Annotated in this window: 15 protein-coding genes; 9 read left to right on the forward strand and 6 right to left on the reverse strand. The window is 62.3% G+C overall.

All coding sequences use genetic code 11. The features are described 5' to 3' along the window. Nucleotides 1-102: 102 nt before the first annotated feature. The 3 genes from AC6R19_RS02285 to fabV form a co-directional block, all read right to left on the reverse strand. Nucleotides 103-336, reverse strand: coding sequence for a DUF2789 domain-containing protein (locus tag AC6R19_RS02285; protein ID WP_500577861.1), 234 nt, complete (start codon nt 334-336; stop codon nt 103-105). 75 nt (nt 337-411) lie between these two features. After that, complete coding sequence (locus tag AC6R19_RS02290) at nt 412-1,455, reverse strand: NADP(H)-dependent aldo-keto reductase (protein WP_500577862.1); 1,044 nt, start codon at nt 1,453-1,455, stop codon at nt 412-414. 115 nt (nt 1,456-1,570) lie between these two features. Then, nucleotides 1,571-2,749: an enoyl-ACP reductase FabV gene (fabV, locus tag AC6R19_RS02295; RefSeq protein WP_500577863.1), complete on the reverse strand. Its 1,179-nt coding sequence runs from the start codon at nt 2,747-2,749 to the stop codon at nt 1,571-1,573. 423 nt (nt 2,750-3,172) lie between these two features. Between fabV and AC6R19_RS02300 the strand changes: the two genes are divergently transcribed. Then, on the forward strand, nt 3,173-3,592 hold the full coding sequence (locus AC6R19_RS02300) for an acyl-CoA thioesterase (RefSeq protein WP_500577864.1): 420 nt from the start codon (nt 3,173-3,175) through the stop codon (nt 3,590-3,592). 123 nt (nt 3,593-3,715) lie between these two features. On the opposite strand, the gene AC6R19_RS02305 is transcribed toward AC6R19_RS02300, so the two are convergent. Next, a complete protein-coding gene (locus AC6R19_RS02305; RefSeq protein WP_500577865.1) occupies nt 3,716-4,186 on the reverse strand; it encodes an Lrp/AsnC family transcriptional regulator in 471 nt (156 codons plus the stop codon). A gap of 174 nt (nt 4,187-4,360) precedes the next feature. Between AC6R19_RS02305 and AC6R19_RS02310 the strand changes: the two genes are divergently transcribed. Beyond that, nucleotides 4,361-6,037, forward strand: coding sequence for an aminotransferase class V-fold PLP-dependent enzyme (locus AC6R19_RS02310; RefSeq protein ID WP_500577866.1), 1,677 nt, complete (start codon nt 4,361-4,363; stop codon nt 6,035-6,037). Between the two features lie 174 nt (nt 6,038-6,211). Here AC6R19_RS02310 and AC6R19_RS02315 read toward each other — a convergent pair whose 3' ends face one another. Both AC6R19_RS02315 and AC6R19_RS02320 read right to left on the reverse strand, forming a co-directional pair. Then, a complete protein-coding gene (locus AC6R19_RS02315) occupies nt 6,212-7,135 on the reverse strand; it encodes a universal stress protein (RefSeq protein WP_500577867.1) in 924 nt (307 codons plus the stop codon). Beyond that, nucleotides 7,135-8,628, reverse strand: a complete 1,494-nt coding sequence (locus AC6R19_RS02320) for a SulP family inorganic anion transporter (protein ID WP_500577868.1) — start codon at nt 8,626-8,628, stop codon at nt 7,135-7,137. Before AC6R19_RS02320 ends, AC6R19_RS02315 begins: the two co-directional genes overlap by 1 nt. A gap of 317 nt (nt 8,629-8,945) precedes the next feature. On the opposite strand from AC6R19_RS02320, the gene AC6R19_RS02325 reads away from it, so the two are divergent. From AC6R19_RS02325 to AC6R19_RS02355, 7 genes are all read left to right on the forward strand, one after another. Beyond that, nucleotides 8,946-10,226 (forward strand): efflux RND transporter periplasmic adaptor subunit, encoded by a 1,281-nt coding sequence (locus tag AC6R19_RS02325; protein ID WP_500577869.1) that lies wholly within the window; start codon nt 8,946-8,948, stop codon nt 10,224-10,226. A 204-nt stretch (nt 10,227-10,430) separates the two neighbouring features. Beyond that, a complete protein-coding gene (locus AC6R19_RS02330) occupies nt 10,431-11,132 on the forward strand; it encodes an ABC transporter ATP-binding protein (RefSeq protein WP_500577870.1) in 702 nt (233 codons plus the stop codon). Nucleotides 11,133-11,143: 11 nt separating this feature from the next. Further along, nucleotides 11,144-12,475 (forward strand): ABC transporter permease, encoded by a 1,332-nt coding sequence (locus AC6R19_RS02335; RefSeq protein ID WP_500577871.1) that lies wholly within the window; start codon nt 11,144-11,146, stop codon nt 12,473-12,475. 10 nt (nt 12,476-12,485) lie between these two features. After that, nucleotides 12,486-13,691, forward strand: coding sequence for an ABC transporter permease (locus tag AC6R19_RS02340; RefSeq protein ID WP_500577872.1), 1,206 nt, complete (start codon nt 12,486-12,488; stop codon nt 13,689-13,691). Between the two features lie 76 nt (nt 13,692-13,767). Next, entirely contained in the window at nt 13,768-14,304 is a 537-nt protein-coding gene (locus AC6R19_RS02345; protein WP_500577873.1) for a nuclear transport factor 2 family protein, read from the forward strand. 110 nt (nt 14,305-14,414) lie between these two features. Beyond that, on the forward strand, nt 14,415-15,779 hold the full coding sequence (locus AC6R19_RS02350; RefSeq protein WP_500577874.1) for a sigma-54-dependent transcriptional regulator: 1,365 nt from the start codon (nt 14,415-14,417) through the stop codon (nt 15,777-15,779). Beyond that, complete coding sequence (locus AC6R19_RS02355; protein WP_500577875.1) at nt 15,779-17,098, forward strand: sensor histidine kinase; 1,320 nt, start codon at nt 15,779-15,781, stop codon at nt 17,096-17,098. The genes AC6R19_RS02350 and AC6R19_RS02355 overlap by 1 nt, the downstream gene beginning before the upstream one ends. The last annotated feature ends 115 nt before the right edge of the window (nt 17,099-17,213 follow it).

Here is a 17,213-nt window from a genome sequence, read left to right on the forward strand (position 1 = left end):
TATATAGTGGTTGGTGGTCAGTGGTCAGTGGTCAGTGGTCAGTGGTCAGTGGTTGGTATGGTCAGTGGTTGGTGGTCAGTGGTCAACGTCACCAACCACTCATCAATGGCGCAGCAGGGTATCCAGCTCGTCGACCGCCTCGCACCAGTCGGAGTCGTCCAGTATCGCCTCCTTGAGGAAGCGGCTCTGGCCCTCAGACCAGAAGGGCGCCTCGGACAGGTGTTCCTGGCCGCTCAGGTGGTGGTTCTCGAGAAACTCCTCTATGGCCGCGTCCTCGGAATCGAGACCCAGTTGGGCAAAGAGGTCATTGAGGGTGTGAAATCCGGTGGTTTCCATAGTCGCTCCCGGCAAATGGCCCCGCCGTCCAGGGCGGCGGGGAAAACCGATGCAGAAAGTATAGATACCCGCGATTCACGGCGCGGGGTTGGGGTTCATGGTGTGGACAGACTCGATGGCGGCCACTTGGTCATCATCCAGTGTCAGCTGGGCGCTGGCGATATTGCTCTTCAGCTGTTCCATGGTGGTGGCGCCGATAATATTGGAAGTCACGAACGGCTGCCGGTTGACAAAGGCCAGTGCCATCTGCGCCGGGTCCAGGCCGAACTCCCGTGCCAGTGCCACATAGGCCTCGGTGGCCTGCACCGCGCGTTCCCCGGTGTAGCGCTGGAAGCGCTCGTACAGGGTCAGGCGCGCTCCCTCCGGTTTCTTTCCGCCCAGGTACTTGCCGGACAGGACGCCGAACCCCAGCGGCGAGTAGGCCAGAAGACCGCACTGCTCGCGAATCGCCATCTCAGCACAGCCGACCTCGAAGGAGCGGTTCAGCAGGCTGTACGGGTTCTGGATGGAGGCGATGCGCGGTTTGTTGCCGTGTGCGGCCAGGCGCAGGTATCTGTGCATGCCCCAGGGGGTCTCGTTGGAGAGGCCGATATGGCGCACCTTGCCGGCCCTGACCAGTTCCGCCAGCGCGTCCAGGGTTTCGGCGATGGCTATGCCGTCGTCGTCATCGTGCTCGTAGCCGAGGCGGCCGAAGAAGTTGGCCTGACGCTCGGGCCAGTGCACCTGGTAGAGATCGATATAGTCGGTGCGCAGGCGCCGCAGGGAGTCGTCGCAGGCCTTGAGGATCTGTTCGCGGGAGAGGCGCGGGCCGCCGCGGATATGGGCCACGCCGGAGTTGGCGTCGCCGCGCCCGGTGACCTTGGTGGCCAGCACAAGCCTGTCGCGGTTGCCCCGCGCCGCCTGCCAGTTGCCGATGATCTCCTCGGTGCGCCCCTGAGTCTCGGGCCGCGGCGGCACCGGGTACATCTCGGCGCAGTCGATAAAGTTCACCCCCTTGCCCAGGGCGTAATCCAGCTGTTCGAAGGCCTCTGCCTCACTGTTCTGCTCGCCGTAGGTCATGGTGCCCAGGCAGATCAGGCTGACATTGAGATCGGTTTTGCCTAGCTGGCGGTATTCCATGGCGGGACTCCTGCAGATCAAATGGGGTGATTATGCAGGCTTGGGAAGCGGAAATGTAGGAGCGGTCCGGCCGGGAGCGGTCCGGCCGGGAGCGCTCCTACAGATGAAGGCGGGATTACTTGAAATCCGCCGCCACCACCGGGCTGATATCAGCCTCGTAATCGATTCCTTCGATACCGAAACCGAACAGCTTCAGGAAATCCTCCTGGTAGCCCTTGTAGTCGGTCAGCTGGAACAGGTTTTCCTCGGTCACTTCAGGCCACAGCTTCTCGATCTTGGCCTGGGTCTCCGGGCGCAGTTCCTTGTCATCCATGCGGAAGCGGTTGGCATCGTCCAGGCGCGGGCTGTCGGTGTAGAGGCCCTCGGTATAGAGACGGTACAGCTGTTCAATGCAGCCCTCGTGGGTGCCCTCTTCCTTCATCACCTTGTAGACGAGGGAGATGTACAGCGGCATTACCGGGATGGCCGAGCTGGACTGGGTCACCAGCGCCTTCAGCACCGCCACATGGGCATCGGCCTTGTCGCTGTCGCTGATCGCCTTGGCGGCGCGGTCCAGGTCTTCCTTGGCCTTGCCGATGGTGGCGTGGCCGTAGATGGGCCAGGTGAGCTTTTCGCCGATATAGGTGTAGGCGACGGTCTTGCAGTCGTCCGCCAGCACGCCGGCCTCGCCGAGAGCGTCCATCCACAGTTCCCAGTCCTCACCGCCCATGACTTTTACGGTCGCGGCGATTTCTTCCTCATTCGCCGGCTCGACGGTGATATCGGAGATTTCCAGCTTGTCGGTGTTCAGGTTCTTGGCGGTGTAGGACTTGCCGATCGGCTTCAGCACGGAGCTGTACAGCTCGCCGGTCTTGGGGTCGGTGCGGCGAGGCGAGGCCAGGCTGTAGATCACCAGGTCCACCTTGCCCATGTCTTCCTTGATCATCTCGATGGCCTTGGCCTTGATCTCGTCGGAGAAGGCGTCGCCATTGATGCTCTTGGCGTAGAGGCCGGCCTTGTGCGCCTCTTCCTCGAAAGCGGCGGAGTTGTAGTAACCGGCGGAGGCGGTGCGCTTGTCTGTCGGCGGCTTCTCGAAGAAGACACCCAGGGTCTTGGCGCCGCAGCCGAAGGCGGCGGTGATGCGCGAGGCCAGGCCATAGCCGGTGGAGGCGCCCACCACCAGCACGTTCCTGGGGCCATTCTCGATGGCCGGCTGGGATTTGATGTATTCGATCTGCTCGCGCACATTGGCGGCACAGCCCTGCGGGTGGGCGTTGGTGCAGATAAAACCGCGTACTTTCGGCTGGATGATCATGCCTTTTAGTCTCCCTCTCTACTTGGGAATCGTGGTTGTTCGGTCACGTTGCTGGTGCCGCATTCTAATGGCAGACGGGGCCGAGTCCCATAGCGGCCGTCACGGGGCGGCGCTCTCCGCGGCCGGCCCTGTCCAGAATATCCGTGCTCGCGGCCAGATTCTCGGTTTCTGCCCTGTCCGGGGGCAGAGGCAGGCCCCTCTGCCAGTCCGCATCGGACAGCCCGCGTCGATTGGCGCCGTTTTCCCGGAGATCGGCGCAGTTTGTGTAACCTGACCCCGGCACACTGGGCTTTGGCACGTTGTATGCACTTCCAATAGTGGGAGTTTCGGGAATCCTGCGGACCAGCAGTTTTCGAGCCTTTCCAACGGGCCCGCAACGGATGCGGTGCCCCTCTTCAACTCAGGCAAGCTAGAGAGGTAAGCATGAAATACTACTCACGCCACTTCGTAAAACCCGGTGATCTCAACCCGGCACAACGGCTGTTCGGCGGTCAGCTCCTGGCGTGGATAGATGAGGAGGCGGCCATCTTCGCCGGCTGCCAGATGGGCACCCCCATGGTGGTCACCAAGCTGATGTCGGAGATCGACTTCGTCAGTTCGGCCTTCTGCGGCGACGTGGTGGAGTTCGGCTTCGAAGTGGTGGCCATAGGCCGCAGCTCGCTGACGGTACACTGCGAGGTGCGCAACAAGCAGACCCGGGAATTGATCATCCAGGTGGAGCGCATCGTGTTTGTGGCCCTGGATGCGGACGGCAAACCCACACCGCACAAGAAGGCGGGCATGACGCTGGAGGAGGCAAGGCTGGCGACCGAGCATGAGCGGGAACAGCGGCTGGCCGGTTAGGCGCTCTCCCCTCTGGAAGAAAATCGACAGCGACTTTTGTAGGAGGGATAAGCCTCAAGCGCATCCACCACCCATAGCGGCGGATGCGCTTGACGCTTATCCGCCCTACAGGCTCATCGACAGCTAGATGTATTTCAGCGGCAGCCGCGTGGTCTGCTTCATCGTCTCCATCACGAAGCTGGAACTGACATCGAACAGGTCCGCCTTGATCAGCTCCTTGTACAGGCGGTCGTAGCCGGGCATGTCCGTCACCACCGCCTTGACCAGGTAATCCAGGTCGCCGCTCATACGGTGCACTTCCAGTACCTCCGCAATGCCCTGTACCACCTCGTTGAACTGTGCCGCCCACTGGTCGTTGTGCTGGTTGGTTCTTATCGCGATATAGACCGTCAGCGGCAGGTTCACCCTGTCCTGGTTCAGCAGGGTCACCCGCTCGCGGATTACCCCTTCCTCCTCCAGCTTGTGGATGCGCCGCCAGCAGGCGGACTTGGAGATGCCCACCCGCTCGGCGATATCGCCTACTGACAGGGTCGCGTCCCGCTGCAGCAGATCCAGTATCTGCCGGTCCTGACTGCCCAGTTTCTGTTCCGCCATATTGATTCCCGGTCACCGTTCCCACAACCAGCATCGCGCCGGTCAATCGTTTCAGGAAATGATCATAAGTGAAACGATGGCCCGATAACAGTGCCCTATCCGGGCCAAGTGGAGACATTGTTTCGCCCTTTCTGCCCTATAGTTCGCAGCCCATACGAATTCGGGAAGTAGAGCATGAGCGCACTGATAAAAAGCATCCGCGAGTCCGTGATCGGCGATATGCAGCCGATCGAAACCCCCTTCGGCCACAAGCCGCTGGTCTACGCCGACTACACCGCCTCCGGGCGCGCGCTGGGGTTTATCGAGGACGCCATCCGCCGGCAGGTGCTGCCCTTCTATGCCAATACCCACACCGAGACCTCCTACACCGGCGCCCAGACCACGGCGCTGCGGGAGGAGGCCCGCGACGAGATACGACGGGCGGTCAACGCCGGCCCGGACCACAAGGTGATCTTCTGCGGCGCCGGCGCCACCGCCGCCATCCACAAGCTGATCGATATCCTCAACCTGCGCCTGCCGGCGGACCTGGCCAAACGCTACCGGCTGCTGGAGAGGATTCCCGCCGAGGAGCGGCCGGTAGTCTTTATCGGCCCCTATGAACACCACTCCAACGAGTTGCCCTGGCGGGAGAGCATCGCCGAGCTGGTGTCCATCCCCCTGGACGCGAACGGCGCGCTGGACCTGGACGCCCTGGAAGCCCGGCTGCGCACCTATTCCGACCGCGCGCTGAAGATCGGCAGCTTCTCCGCCGCCTCCAATGTCACCGGCATCAGGACGGATGTGGACGCGGTGGCGCGGCTGCTGCACAAGTACGGCGCCCTCTCCTTCTGGGATTACGCCGCCGCGGCGCCCTATGTGGCCATCGACATGAGCGGTGAAAATAATGCGCACGGGGACAGCGGCAAGGACGCGGCGTTTATCTCCCCGCACAAGTTTATCGGCGGCCCGGGCACACCAGGCATTCTCGTGGTCAAGCAGCAGCTGCTGAAAAACTCGGTGCCGGCGGTGCCTGGCGGCGGCACCGTGCTCTATGTGACGCCGGAGGATCACCGCTACCTGAGCGACGCGGAGCGCTGCGAGGAAGGCGGCACCCCGGCCATCGTCGAGTCGATCCGGGCCGGGCTGGTATTCAAGCTGCAGCAGCAGGTGGGCACCGACGAGATAGAGCGGCGCGAGGCGGACTTCGTGCGCCGCGCTTTAGCGCGCTGGTCCGAATGCGAGAATATCGAGATACTCGGTCCCTCTGTAAACAACGGGAATGCGCCGCGCCTTTCCATCACCTCACTGCGCATCAGGCACAGGGGCAGGGACCTGCACTATGGTTTCGTGGTAGCGCTATTGAACGACCTCTTCGGCATCCAGGCCCGCGGCGGCTGCTCCTGCGCCGGCCCCTATGGCCACAGCCTGCTGGGCATGGACATGGCATACAGCCGGGCCCTGGAGGCGCAGCTGCTCGACGGGCATATGGTGCTGCGGCCGGGCTGGGTGCGGCTGAATTTCAATTACTTTATCGACGAGGAGACCTTCGAGTACCTGGTGCGCGCGGTGGAGCTGGTGGCGGAGCACGGCTGGAGGCTGCTGCCCTACTACCGCTTCGACGAGGGGCACGGCATCTGGCGTTTCCAGGATATCCGCAACGCCCCCGCCGCCAGTCTGGCTCAGCTGGATTTCAATGCACTCGGAAACACCGGGATCGCCGGCGAGACGGCGACAGTTTCACTGGCGGACTGCCTCGCCATGGCGGAAAAGGAACTGCGCCGCGAGGAGCGCCCGGGTTGCCGCTACGGCCTGGAGCTGCCGGCGGAGGCGGAGAGGTTGCGCTGGTTTGTGCTGCCGCAGGAAGTTGGCTGACGCACATCACGTGTAGGAGCGGCGGGGCAGCCATCCGCCCCGCCGCTCCTACGAGGGAAAGGACAGGAACGTAGGTTGGGCTGAGCCTTGCGAAGCCCAACATAATGTGGCCGGGCCTGCTGTTGGGCTTCGCGAAGCTCAGCCCAACCTACGACAGGATCAGCGGAAATCGGACTATCGCAACAGCAACAGCGGCTGCCGGGTGGAGAGCAGCATCTTGGCGGTAATGCTGCCCATCAGCAGGTCCCGCAGGCGATTGTGGCTGAAGGCGCCCATCACCGTCAGGTCGATTTCGTGCTCGGCCTGGTAGGCGGTCAGCGCCTCCACGGCCCGGCCTTCCAGCCGGTTCGCGGTCACCGCCAGTCCGGCGGCGTCCAGCACCGCGCTGGCCTCGGCCAGCAGTCCCTCGGCGGTCTCCGCCGGGCCCACGTGGACCAGGTGGCAGGCGAGCTCGCGGAACAGCGGGCTTCCGGCCACCAGCGCCAGCGCCTTGCGCGCGGCCTCGCTGCCGTCGTAGGCGAGCATGATCCGTCGCGGCCTGCTGAATTCCTTGTTCACTACCAGGATCGGCTTGTGCAGTGAGCGCGCCACCGTCTCCAGGTGCGCGCCCAGGCCCTGCTCGGAGCCGCCGTGCTCCTCGCCGCGGATGCCGAGCACCAGCACGCGGATATTGTCCTCCATCTCCACCAGGGATTCGCTCAGGCTGTCGTGGCGCTGGCAGGTGATCACCTGCTCTACGCCGTGCTGGGCGGCGCGCTCGCTGGCCGCCTGCAGCATCAGTTTTCCCTGCTGCACCATCAGGCGCGAGCGCTGCTGTTCCAGAGCAGTCAGCTCCTCCAGCAGCTCCTCCTGGCTGCCCAGGCCGATACTGCCGGTGAGGTCCGCCACCGCCGGCACGTTGCCGCGCTCGATATTGTGCAGCAGCTTCAGGGGCGCGCCGGTGTTGACCGCTATCCAGGCGGCGTAGTCGCATACCGCGCTGGTATAGTGGGAGCCATCGATACAGGCCAATACCATCGCCTCATGAAGGGAATGGTTGGCCTGCTGGCTGTGGCCATTGACTTCTTTATTGTTATTGTCGTTTTGGTTGACGGTCATCAGTGTCCTCCCAGGACCCTCTCGATTTCTTCGGGCTTGTCGTGCACACCGAAACGGTCGACGATGGTCTCGCTGGCCTCGTTCAATCCCACCAGTTCCACCTGTGCACCCTCGCGGCGGAACTTCACCACCGACTTGTCCAGCGCATGCACCGCGGAGATATCCCAGAAGTGGGCGCGGCTCAGATCGATCACCACCTTGTCCACCACCTCCTTGAAATCGAAGGCGGCGACAAACTTGTCGGCGGAGTTGAAGAATACCTGTCCCGCCACCTTGTAGGTACGGGTGCTTTCCGCCTCGTCCAGTTCGCTCTCCACGTACATGAAGTGGCTCACCTTGTTGGCGAAGAATAGCGAAGCCAGCAGCACGCCGACAAATACACCATAGGCCAGGTTGTGGGTCCACACTACCACAATCACCGTGGCCAGCATCACCAGGTTGGTGGACAGCGGATAGCGCTTCAGGTTGCGGATGGACTCCCAGTTGAAGGTACCTATGGAGACCATGATCATCACCGCCACCAGCGCGGCCATCGGGATCACCGCCACCCAATCGCTGAGGAAGACCACCATCGCCAGCAGGGCGACACCGGCCACCAGGGTGGACAGGCGCCCGCGGCCACCCGACTTAACGTTGATCACCGACTGGCCGATCATCGCGCAGCCCGCCATGCCCCCCAACAGGCCTGAGCCGATATTGGCAATACCCTGGCCCTTGCACTCGCGATTCTTGTCGCTGGGGGTATCGGTCAGGTCGTCGACGATGGTGGCCGTCATCATGGATTCCAACAGGCCCACCACCGCCAGGCCGGCGGAATAGGGGAAGATGATCTGCAGCGTCTCGAAGTTCAGCGGCACCTCCGGCCACAGGAAGACCGGCAGCGTGTCCGGCAACTCGCCCATGTCACCCACGGTGCGGATATCCAGTCCCAGGGTCACCGCCACCGCGGTGAGAGTCAGAATACACACCAGCGGCGAAGGCACCACCTTGCCGATCACCGGGATATACGGGAACAGGTAGATGATGCCGAGGCCTGCGGCGGTCACCGCGTACACATGCCAGGTGACATTCGTAAGCTCCGGCAGCTGCGCCAGGAAAATAAGAATCGCCAGCGCATTCACGAAACCCGTCACCACCGCCCGCGAGACGAAACTCATCAGGCTGCCCAGTTTCAGGTAGCCGGCGAGAATCTGCAGCACCCCGGTCAGCAGCGTCGCCGCCAGCAGGTACTGCAGGCCGTGCTCCTTCACCAGGGTCACCATCAGCAGTGCCATGGCGCCGGTGGCAGCGGAGATCATGCCCGGGCGACCGCCGACGAAGGCGATCACCACCGCGATACAGAAGGACGCGTAGAGGCCGACCCGCGGGTCCACCCCGGCGATGATGGAGAAGGCGATGGCTTCGGGAATCAGCGCCAGGGCCACCACCAGACCGGCGAGCACGTCGCGGCGGATATTGCCGAACCAGTCGGCTTTCGTTGAAGAGAGCAGCATAGGAAGAGAACTACCAGGCGGGTCACATCGGTCAAAAAGGGCGCGCACTCTACCACAAATGGGCCCCTGTGTCCGCCGCCGGACGGGGCGGACAGCGGACACTTCGAGCGGACAGGTGCCCGGCTGTCCGCCGGTCATAAAAAATAAAATTCTCCTTACTTTTCAACAAGTTAAAAACCAGCCAAAAACTGGCACGGCCCTTGCTCTATTGCCTGCAAGCGAGACAAAAAAGCTTGCATCCAGATTCGACAGCCGGCGCGTCACATACCCCGTAAGCGAAGCGCCGGCACCAAAACGACGAGAAACGGAAAGCCACAATGATCAGAGACACCTCCGGCCAGGATATTCAGATCGCCGCAGTGCCGGCGTGGAAAAACCCCAGGATACTGAAAGCCGCCGCCGCAGCCACCCTCGCGCTCGCCTTCCTCGGTTGGGGCGCCAACGCCTGGTGGTCCACAGGATCGGTGGATGGCACCCTGTCCCTGTCCCGCGTCAACGTCGCCCAGGTGGAGCGCGGCGACCTGGTGCGCGACCTGGTCGTCCAGGGCAAGGTGGTGGCCGCCAACAGCCCCACCCTGTTCAGCCCGGCCCAGGGCATCGTCAAATTTGCCGTCAAGGCCGGCGACACTGTCGAGCAGGGTCAGTTGCTGGCGGAAGTGGACAGCCCGGAACTGTCCAACCAGCTGGCCCAGGAAAAGGCGCTGTTCAACAAGCTGAACGTCGAGCTGCAGCGGCAGAAGATCCAGGCCAAGCGCCAGCAGCTGGAAAACCGCCAGAAGGCGGACCTGGCCAGGGTCAACCTGACCGCTGCCCAGCGCGAACTCAAGCGCGCGGAAATCTCCATGCAGAAGCAGATCATCTCCCAGCTGGATTTCGAGAAGGCCCAGGACGACCTGGCGCGCGCCGAACTGGAGTACGAGCAGGCGGTGCAGAACGCCGGGCTTGAAAAGGAGTCCCTGGCCTTCGAGACCCAGACACTGGAACTGCAGGTCTCCCAGCAGAAACTGCAGGTGGAAGAGCTGGAGCGCCGGGTGCGCGACCTGAAAATCCTGTCGCCGGTGGACGGCACCATCGGCAGCCTGGCGGTGGCCCAGCGCAGCGCCGTGGCCGCCAATACCCCGCTCATCACAGTCGTGGACCTGACCAGCTTCGAACTGGAAGCCGCAGTGCCGGAAAACTACGCCGACGACCTGGGCCTGGCGATGGCGGTGGAGATCAACCTCGGCGGCAGGAGACTGCCCGGCGAGATCACAGCCATCTCCCCGGAAGTGATCGACAACCAGGTCCAGGCCCGGGTGCGTTTCACCGACGGCCAGCCCCAGAACCTCCGCCAGAACCTGCGCCTGACCGCACGCATCCTGCTGGAAAACCGCGAGGACGTACTGCTGGTCAAGCGCGGTGCCTTCCTCGACCAAAGCGGCGGCCGCTACGCCTTCCGCCTGAACGGCGAACAGCAGGCGGAACGGGTGCCGATCCAGATAGGCACCCTGGGCCTGAACCAGGTGGAGATCGTCTCCGGCCTCGATGTGGGGGACCAGATTATCGTCTCCGCGCCGGAGGAGCTGGAAAAGGCGCAGCTGGTTGCGCTGAAGGAATAAAGACGGGACTCGGGACTCGGGACTCGGGACTCGGGACTCGGGACTCGGGACTCGGGACTCGGGACTCGGGACTCGGGACTCGGGACTCGGGAATGATCGTAGGGTGGATAAGCGCCAAGCGCATCACCAACAAAGACGGCGGATGCACCTGATGCTTATCCGCCCTACAAAAACGAAAAAACTTATCAGGAAAGGAAAACCACCATGCTGAAAATGCACAACATCCGCAAAAGCTACCGCACCGACACCATAGAAACCCACGCGCTGCGGGATTTCAGCCTGGAGGTAAACGAGGGGGAGTTCGTTTCGGTCACCGGCCCCAGCGGCTCCGGCAAGACCACCTTTCTCAATATCGCCGGCCTGCTGGAAACCCCCACCGGCGGCCAGTACCTGCTCGACGGCGAGGATGTTAGCGACCTGAACGACCGCCAGCGCTCGCGCCTGCGCAACGAGAAGATCGGCTTTATCTTCCAGGGCTTCAACCTGATCCCGGACCTGAACCTGTTCGACAATATCGACGTGCCGCTGCGCTACCGCGGCTTCAATGCCAGGGAGCGGAAAAGGCGCATCGAAAAGGTCCTCGAGCAGGTGGGCCTGTCTGCCCGCGCCAAGCACCTGCCGGCGCAGCTGTCCGGCGGCCAGCAGCAGCGCGTGGCCATCGCCCGCGCCCTGGCCGGCGAACCGCGCTTCCTGCTCGCGGACGAACCCACCGGCAACCTGGACTCGCTGATGGCGCGACAGGTCATGGAGCTGCTGGAATTCATCAACGAGTGGGGCACTACCATCGTCATGGTCACCCACGACCCGGACCTGGCCCGCCGCGCGCACCGCAATATCCAGATAGTCGACGGCCAGGTAGCCGACCTGCGGCACGGCGCGATCAACCCTGAAGCTGCGATCGCCTGAGGAGAACAATAATGCTTGGATACTATATTTCCCTGGCGCTACGCAGCCTGCGCCGCACGCCGATTCTGAGCGCATTGATGGTCGCCGCCATCGCCGTCGGCGTGGGCGCATCGATGACGGTGCTGACCCTCAACTACATGATGTCCCGGAACGCCCTGGCCCATAAGGACGATGTACTCTACGCGGTGCAGCTGGACAGCTGGGACCCAAACTCTTCCTACCAGGGCGACAAGAACCTTACCCGCATGCCCTGGGAACTGACCTACAAAGATGCCCAGGCACTGCTCCGATCGGACATTCCCAGCCGCCAGGTGGCCATGCACCGCTGGGGTGCCACCGTCACCCTGGACGACTCGGAGCTGCGCCCCTTTGTCGGCCATATCCGGGTCACCACGCGGGACTTCTTTGCGCTCTTCGATGTCGATTTCCTGTACGGCGGCACCTGGGAGAAAAATGCCGATAACAACGCCGTGCGGCAGACAGTGATCACCCAGAAGAGCAACGAGAGATTATTCGGTGGCGAGAACAGCGTTGGCCGCACTATCAATCTGAACGGGAAGCCTTTCACGGTAATCGGCGTGGTCAAAAACTGGAGCCCGGTGCCCAAGGTCCACGACCTGAACAACGGCGCCTTCAACGACTCGGAGGAGTATTACATTCCCTTCGGGCTCCACCGCGAACTGGGCATCTACAGCTGGGGCAACACCAACGCCTGGAAGCACGAGGAAGAGCTCGAGGACAAGGGGTACGAGGGGTTCCTGCAGAGCGAATCGGTTTGGATACAGTACTGGGTGGAACTGGAGTCCGCGGAGCAGAAACAGCGCTACGAGAATTTCCTGACCTCTTATATCCGCGAGCAAAAGGCCCAGGGCCGTTTCGAGCGACCGTTGAAATTCGGCCTCACCAGGCCCTCCGAGTGGCTTGTAGTCAACCGGGTGCTGCGCGACGACAACCGCGTCCTGGGCTGGCTATCCCTGGCCTTCCTGCTGGTATGCGTCGTCAATGCGGTGGCACTGCTGCTGGCCAAGTTTCTGCGCAAGGCACCGGAAGCCGGTGTACGTCGCGCCCTGGGCGCCAGCCGCAACGCAATTTTCACCCAGCACCTGATTGAAAGTGCCTGTATCGGCATCGGCGGCGGTTTGCTGGGCATACTGCTAAGCAGTTTCGGGCTGCTGGCTGTTAAAAGCCTCGCTATGGGATTCGCCGACCACATCGCCCATATGGACTGGCTGATGATGCTGGCCGCCGTCGGCCTGGCAATTGTCGCCAGTCTGCTGGCCGGCCTCTATCCGGCCTGGCGCGTCAGCCGCACCAATCCCTCCGTCTACCTGAAAACCCAATAAGGACAAGGCCATGTTGGAAATCAGACCCATTCTGTCCGCCCTCTGGCGCAACAAGGTTGCGGCCCTGCTGATCGCCGTGCAGCTGGCCCTGACCCTGGCCATTGTCGGCAACGCCAGCGTCATCGTCAGCGACCGCCAGGAAAAAATTGCGCGGCCCACCGGCATGCCGGTGGATGACCTGATCGGCGTCATATTCCATCCGACCAGTGCCGACTTCGACCTGCCCGGCACAGTACAGGCGGACCTGGATATGATTCGCCGCATACCCGGCGTGATCAATGCCGTGCACACCAGCCATATTCCAATTTCCGGTTCCGGTTCATCGAGCGACTTCTACAAGGAACCCAACCAGCAGGTCGGCGATGAGACTGCCAACGTCTATTACACAGGACCGGAATTCATCGAGGCATGGGGGTTGAACCTGGTTGCCGGGAGAAATTTCACCCCCGCCGAGATGAAAGTTTTCAACCCCAACGACGCCTACAGACCGGCCGTAGCCATCATTACGCAGAAATTTGCCGATGCGATGTTCCCCGAGGGCGATGCCGTCGGCAAATACCTGTACAAGGGCAGCGGCGATCCGGTCAAGATCATCGGTATCGTCGAGCGCCACCTCGGTGCCTGGGTGAGCTGGTCCCTGGCGGGTCGGGTGGCCTTCTACCCCGGCCTGATGGATATCAGTTTTGGACGCTATGTGATTCGCGCTGAACCGGGAAAGCGCGACCAGGTGCTCAAGCAGGTGGAGGAAAAGCTCGCGGAACGCGATCCTCAGCGCGTCATTCGCTTCAAGACACTGTCCGAGGAACTGGATGAGGGCTATGCGGAAGACAACCTGATGGTCAAGGTGCTCTCCGCAGTAATAATCATGCTCACCTTTATCATCGCTCTCGGCATCGTCGGCCTGACGTTTTTCTGGATCAACCTGCGCGCCAAGCAGATCGGCGTGCGCCGTGCCCTCGGGGCTACCCGCGCCAATATCAGCCGCTACTTCCTGCTGGAAAACTGCCTGATCGCCGGCACCGGCATCGCCATCGGCATGGCGGCGGCGCAGATCGGCAACCATTTTATGGTTGCCAACTACTCCCAGCCGGCGATGCCGTTGTCCGTGATGTTGGTCTGCGCGCTGATGCTGCTCACCGTCAGCCTGACGGCAGCGCTGGTGCCGGCCCTGCGCGCGGCCAATATCTCGCCGGCGACGGCCACCCGCAGCGTATAAACGGCACGGTACACAGAAGGAAATGGAGGGGGATGTCTCTCCCTCCCCGCGATAACATCGACAATAGGAAACAAGCATGCGCAAATTGACTGCAGCCCTGATCCTGGCGGGCTCGTCCCTCGCCCACCTGGCGGCTGTGGCGGAGGAGCACCCGGTGATATCCGGCCCCGCCACATCCGCGGAACTCGTAACGGAGATAACAGACGCAGACCGGATACTGTTTGATGCCGTGTTCAATAACTGCGACCTGGAAGCATCACAGGGCCTGGTGACGGATGACTTCGAGTTCTATCACGACAAGTGGGGCAAGATCGCGGATTCCGGCGCGGAGTTCCTGAACTCGGTCGAGGACGTGTGCGCAGGCCGGCAAACCGGCCGGAATGTCAAAGCAAAGCGGGAGCTGGTTTCCGGCAGTGTAAAAATATACCCACTCAACCAATTCGGAGCCATTCAGATCGGCACGCACAAGTTCTACGGCCTCCCGGAGGGAAAAGAGCCGGTGCTGCGGGAAACGGGGCAGTTCACCCACGTCTGGCAGAAGATAGGCGGTAAGTGGAAGCTAGCCCGCGTGCTGAGTTACGACCACAAGGCGGCCCAGCAGTCTTCCGAGTAGTTTCTCCCGAACCCGGCAAGGTTACACCGGGTTCCCTTCTTTCCGCCCCCTGTTTCTGCACCCGACTTTGGGTGCATAATGCCCAGCGAAAACCAACAGCGGTACTGATTATGGACAAGGTACTGATCATCGACGACAACCAGGGCATCATCTCCGCCCTGGAGCTGTTGTTGTCCCTGCATCGGATTGAAACCGTCAGCGCGGTCACCCCACCCGCAGGCCTGCAGTTGCTGCGCGAACACCCGGATATCAGCCTGGTCATCCAGGATATGAACTTCACCGCGGACACCACCTCCGGCGAGGAGGGACGCGAGCTGTTCTTTGCGATCCGGGAAATCAACCCGGACCTGCCGGTAATACTGCTCACCGCCTGGACCCAGCTGGAGATGGCGGTGGAGCTGGTCAAGGCCGGCGCGGCCGACTATATCGGCAAGCCCTGGGATGACAACAAACTGATCTCCACGGTAAAAAACCTGCTGGAACTGAGCGAGCTGCAGGAGCAGCAGCGCAAATCCCAGCAACAGGCCCTGCAGGCGCGGCAGCAGCTGCGCCAGAATTTCGACCTGCAAAACATTGTCTACCGCAGCGACGCCATGCAGAAACTGCTGGAGATGGCCACCCAGGTGGCCAGGTCCGATGTACCGGTGCTGATCACCGGCCCCAACGGCGCCGGCAAGGAAAAGATCGCCGATATTGTGCAGGCCAACTCCACTCTCAAGGACGGCCCCTATATCAAGGTGAACGTGGGCGCCCTGCCGGAGGAGTTGATGGAGGCGGAGCTGTTCGGCGCCGAGCCGGGGGCCTACACCGGGGCCGGCAACCGCACCCGCCAGGGGCGCTTCGAAGCGGCCGACGGCGGCACCCTGTTCCTGGACGAAATCGGCGAGCTGTCCGCCAGTGGCCAGGTAAAACTGCTGCGCGTACTGCAGACGGGCGAGTTCCAGCGCCTCGGCAGCAGCCAGACCCGCAAGGTCAAGGTGCGCGTAATCAGCGCCACCAACAGCGACCTGCCACAGCAGATAGCCGAGGGCAATTTTCGCCAGGATCTTTTCTACCGCCTGAACGTGATCGAACTGAAGCTGCCGCCGCTGTGTGACAGGCAGGAGGATATCCTTCCTTTAGCCCGCAGCTTCCTCGGCCATGGCGTCGGCGAGAGCAAACAACTGTCGCCCCAGGCACAGACGACACTGATGCGCTACCGCTGGCCGGGCAATGTGCGCGAGCTGCAGAACACCATGCAGAGAGCCGCGGTGCTCTGCCAGTCCGACACCATCGACGAAGAGACTCTGGCGCTGCCGGCGCAGCCCGGCACTGACAGGGCCGACAGGGTGGAGGTCAGCTTCGAGCCCAGCCGCGAACTGCTGGAGCAGACACTGGCTGGCTGCAACGGCGTTATCGCCCAGGCCGCACGGGAACTCGGCATGAGCAGACAGGCGCTCTACCGCCGCCTGGATAAATACGGTATTCCCTATTGATGTTTAAGCAGTTCTCCCTCGAAGGCCGGATCATCGCCGCTTCGCTGCTGGCTGTCGCTGTCGGCGTCAGCTTTCCCTTTGCCCTTCTGCATTTCGACATCGCCCCCCGCCTGGCCTGGACCGGTGGCCTGTTGCTGGCGCTGCCCGCGGTGTTGCTCCTGCTGCGCTTCGTGACCCGCCCCCTCAATCGCACACTGAATGCGCTGGAGAGCGGGCTGCTGAATTTCCGCGACGGCGACTTCTCAATTTCGCTGGCGACGAAACGCGGCGACCAGCTGGGCCAGCTGACCAGGCTCTATAACGAGGTGGGCGAGATACTGCGTCGCGAGCGGGCGCATATCTATCAGCGCGAGCTGCTGCTGGATACCGTGATCCAGAGTTCGCCCCAGTCGCTGCTGCTGGTGGACCAGGGCGACCATATCATCTATGCCAACAGCAGCGCGCGGCACCTGCTGAACCGTGGCAAGCCGATCCAGGGCCTGACACTGGAGCGCTTGCTGCCCAGTTGCCCGCAGGAACTGGCCGATGCCATAGCAAAAAAAGAGGACGGCCTGTTCAGCTACAGCGATGGCGACAACACCCAGACAATGCATATCGCCAACAGCACCTTTGTACTCAATGCCCAGCGGCACCGGCTGATCGTCATCCGCGAAATGACCCGGGAGCTGACCCGCGCCGAAGTCCAGGTGTGGAAGAAAGTCATCCGCCTGATCAGCCACGAGCTGAACAACTCCCTGGCCCCTATATCCTCGATGGCCCACAGCGGTAAGCTGTTGATTCAACAGCCCGACAAGTCCGAAGCGCTGGAAAAGGTGTTCGACATTATCGCCGAGCGCTGCCGGCACCTGACCGAATTCACCCAGGGCTACGCGCGCTTCGCCAAGCTGCCAGCGCCCAGCTGCGAGACGGTGCAGTGGCAGCAGCTGATCGACCGCATAGCGCCGCTGCACCAGTTCACCCTCCAGGACGCCTTACCCAGCCGCCCCGGCCATTTCGACCCGGTACAGATAGAACAGGCCCTGCTGAACCTGTTCAAGAACGCCGCCGAGGCCGGCAGCGATGCCGAGCACACGGAACTGCAGATCAGCGCAGACACCCGCGGCCAGGAACTGATAGTGCGCGACCGCGGCTGCGGCATGAGCGAAAAGGTACTGCAACAGGCGCTGCTGCCCTTCTACTCCACAAAGCCCCAGGGCGTGGGCCTGGGCCTGGCATTGTGTCGGGAAATCGTCGACGCCCACGGCGGTCATATCCAGCTGCACAACCGCCCCGGCGGCGGCCTGCAGATCAGCCTGTGGCTGCCCTGGCCAAAACAGTAAGCGCAAAAGCCCGACATTAAGCCACCTGACCGTTACGAAATTATTAAGATACCGGGCATTTGCAGTCTGCAGAAAAAATAAAATTACTTTTGTCCCCTTCCCCCTCTCTTCCCCC

Source organism: Microbulbifer sp. SE14, from assembly GCF_059834885.1.

What these genes read in the sequence shown, in the direction of transcription:
- AC6R19_RS02285 (WP_500577861.1), bottom strand. Translation starts at nt 336, where the DNA reads ATGGAAACCACCGGATTTCACACCCTCAATGACCTCTTTGCCCAACTG.
- AC6R19_RS02290 (WP_500577862.1), bottom strand. Translation starts at nt 1,455, where the DNA reads ATGGAATACCGCCAGCTAGGCAAAACCGATCTCAATGTCAGCCTGATC.
- fabV (WP_500577863.1), bottom strand. Translation starts at nt 2,749, where the DNA reads ATGATCATCCAGCCGAAAGTACGCGGTTTTATCTGCACCAACGCCCAC.
- AC6R19_RS02300 (WP_500577864.1), top strand. Translation starts at nt 3,173, where the DNA reads ATGAAATACTACTCACGCCACTTCGTAAAACCCGGTGATCTCAACCCG.
- AC6R19_RS02305 (WP_500577865.1), bottom strand. Translation starts at nt 4,186, where the DNA reads ATGGCGGAACAGAAACTGGGCAGTCAGGACCGGCAGATACTGGATCTG.
- AC6R19_RS02310 (WP_500577866.1), top strand. Translation starts at nt 4,361, where the DNA reads ATGAGCGCACTGATAAAAAGCATCCGCGAGTCCGTGATCGGCGATATG.
- AC6R19_RS02315 (WP_500577867.1), bottom strand. Translation starts at nt 7,135, where the DNA reads ATGACCGTCAACCAAAACGACAATAACAATAAAGAAGTCAATGGCCAC.
- AC6R19_RS02320 (WP_500577868.1), bottom strand. Translation starts at nt 8,628, where the DNA reads ATGCTGCTCTCTTCAACGAAAGCCGACTGGTTCGGCAATATCCGCCGC.
- AC6R19_RS02325 (WP_500577869.1), top strand. Translation starts at nt 8,946, where the DNA reads ATGATCAGAGACACCTCCGGCCAGGATATTCAGATCGCCGCAGTGCCG.
- AC6R19_RS02330 (WP_500577870.1), top strand. Translation starts at nt 10,431, where the DNA reads ATGCTGAAAATGCACAACATCCGCAAAAGCTACCGCACCGACACCATA.
- AC6R19_RS02335 (WP_500577871.1), top strand. Translation starts at nt 11,144, where the DNA reads ATGCTTGGATACTATATTTCCCTGGCGCTACGCAGCCTGCGCCGCACG.
- AC6R19_RS02340 (WP_500577872.1), top strand. Translation starts at nt 12,486, where the DNA reads ATGTTGGAAATCAGACCCATTCTGTCCGCCCTCTGGCGCAACAAGGTT.
- AC6R19_RS02345 (WP_500577873.1), top strand. Translation starts at nt 13,768, where the DNA reads ATGCGCAAATTGACTGCAGCCCTGATCCTGGCGGGCTCGTCCCTCGCC.
- AC6R19_RS02350 (WP_500577874.1), top strand. Translation starts at nt 14,415, where the DNA reads ATGGACAAGGTACTGATCATCGACGACAACCAGGGCATCATCTCCGCC.
- AC6R19_RS02355 (WP_500577875.1), top strand. Translation starts at nt 15,779, where the DNA reads ATGTTTAAGCAGTTCTCCCTCGAAGGCCGGATCATCGCCGCTTCGCTG.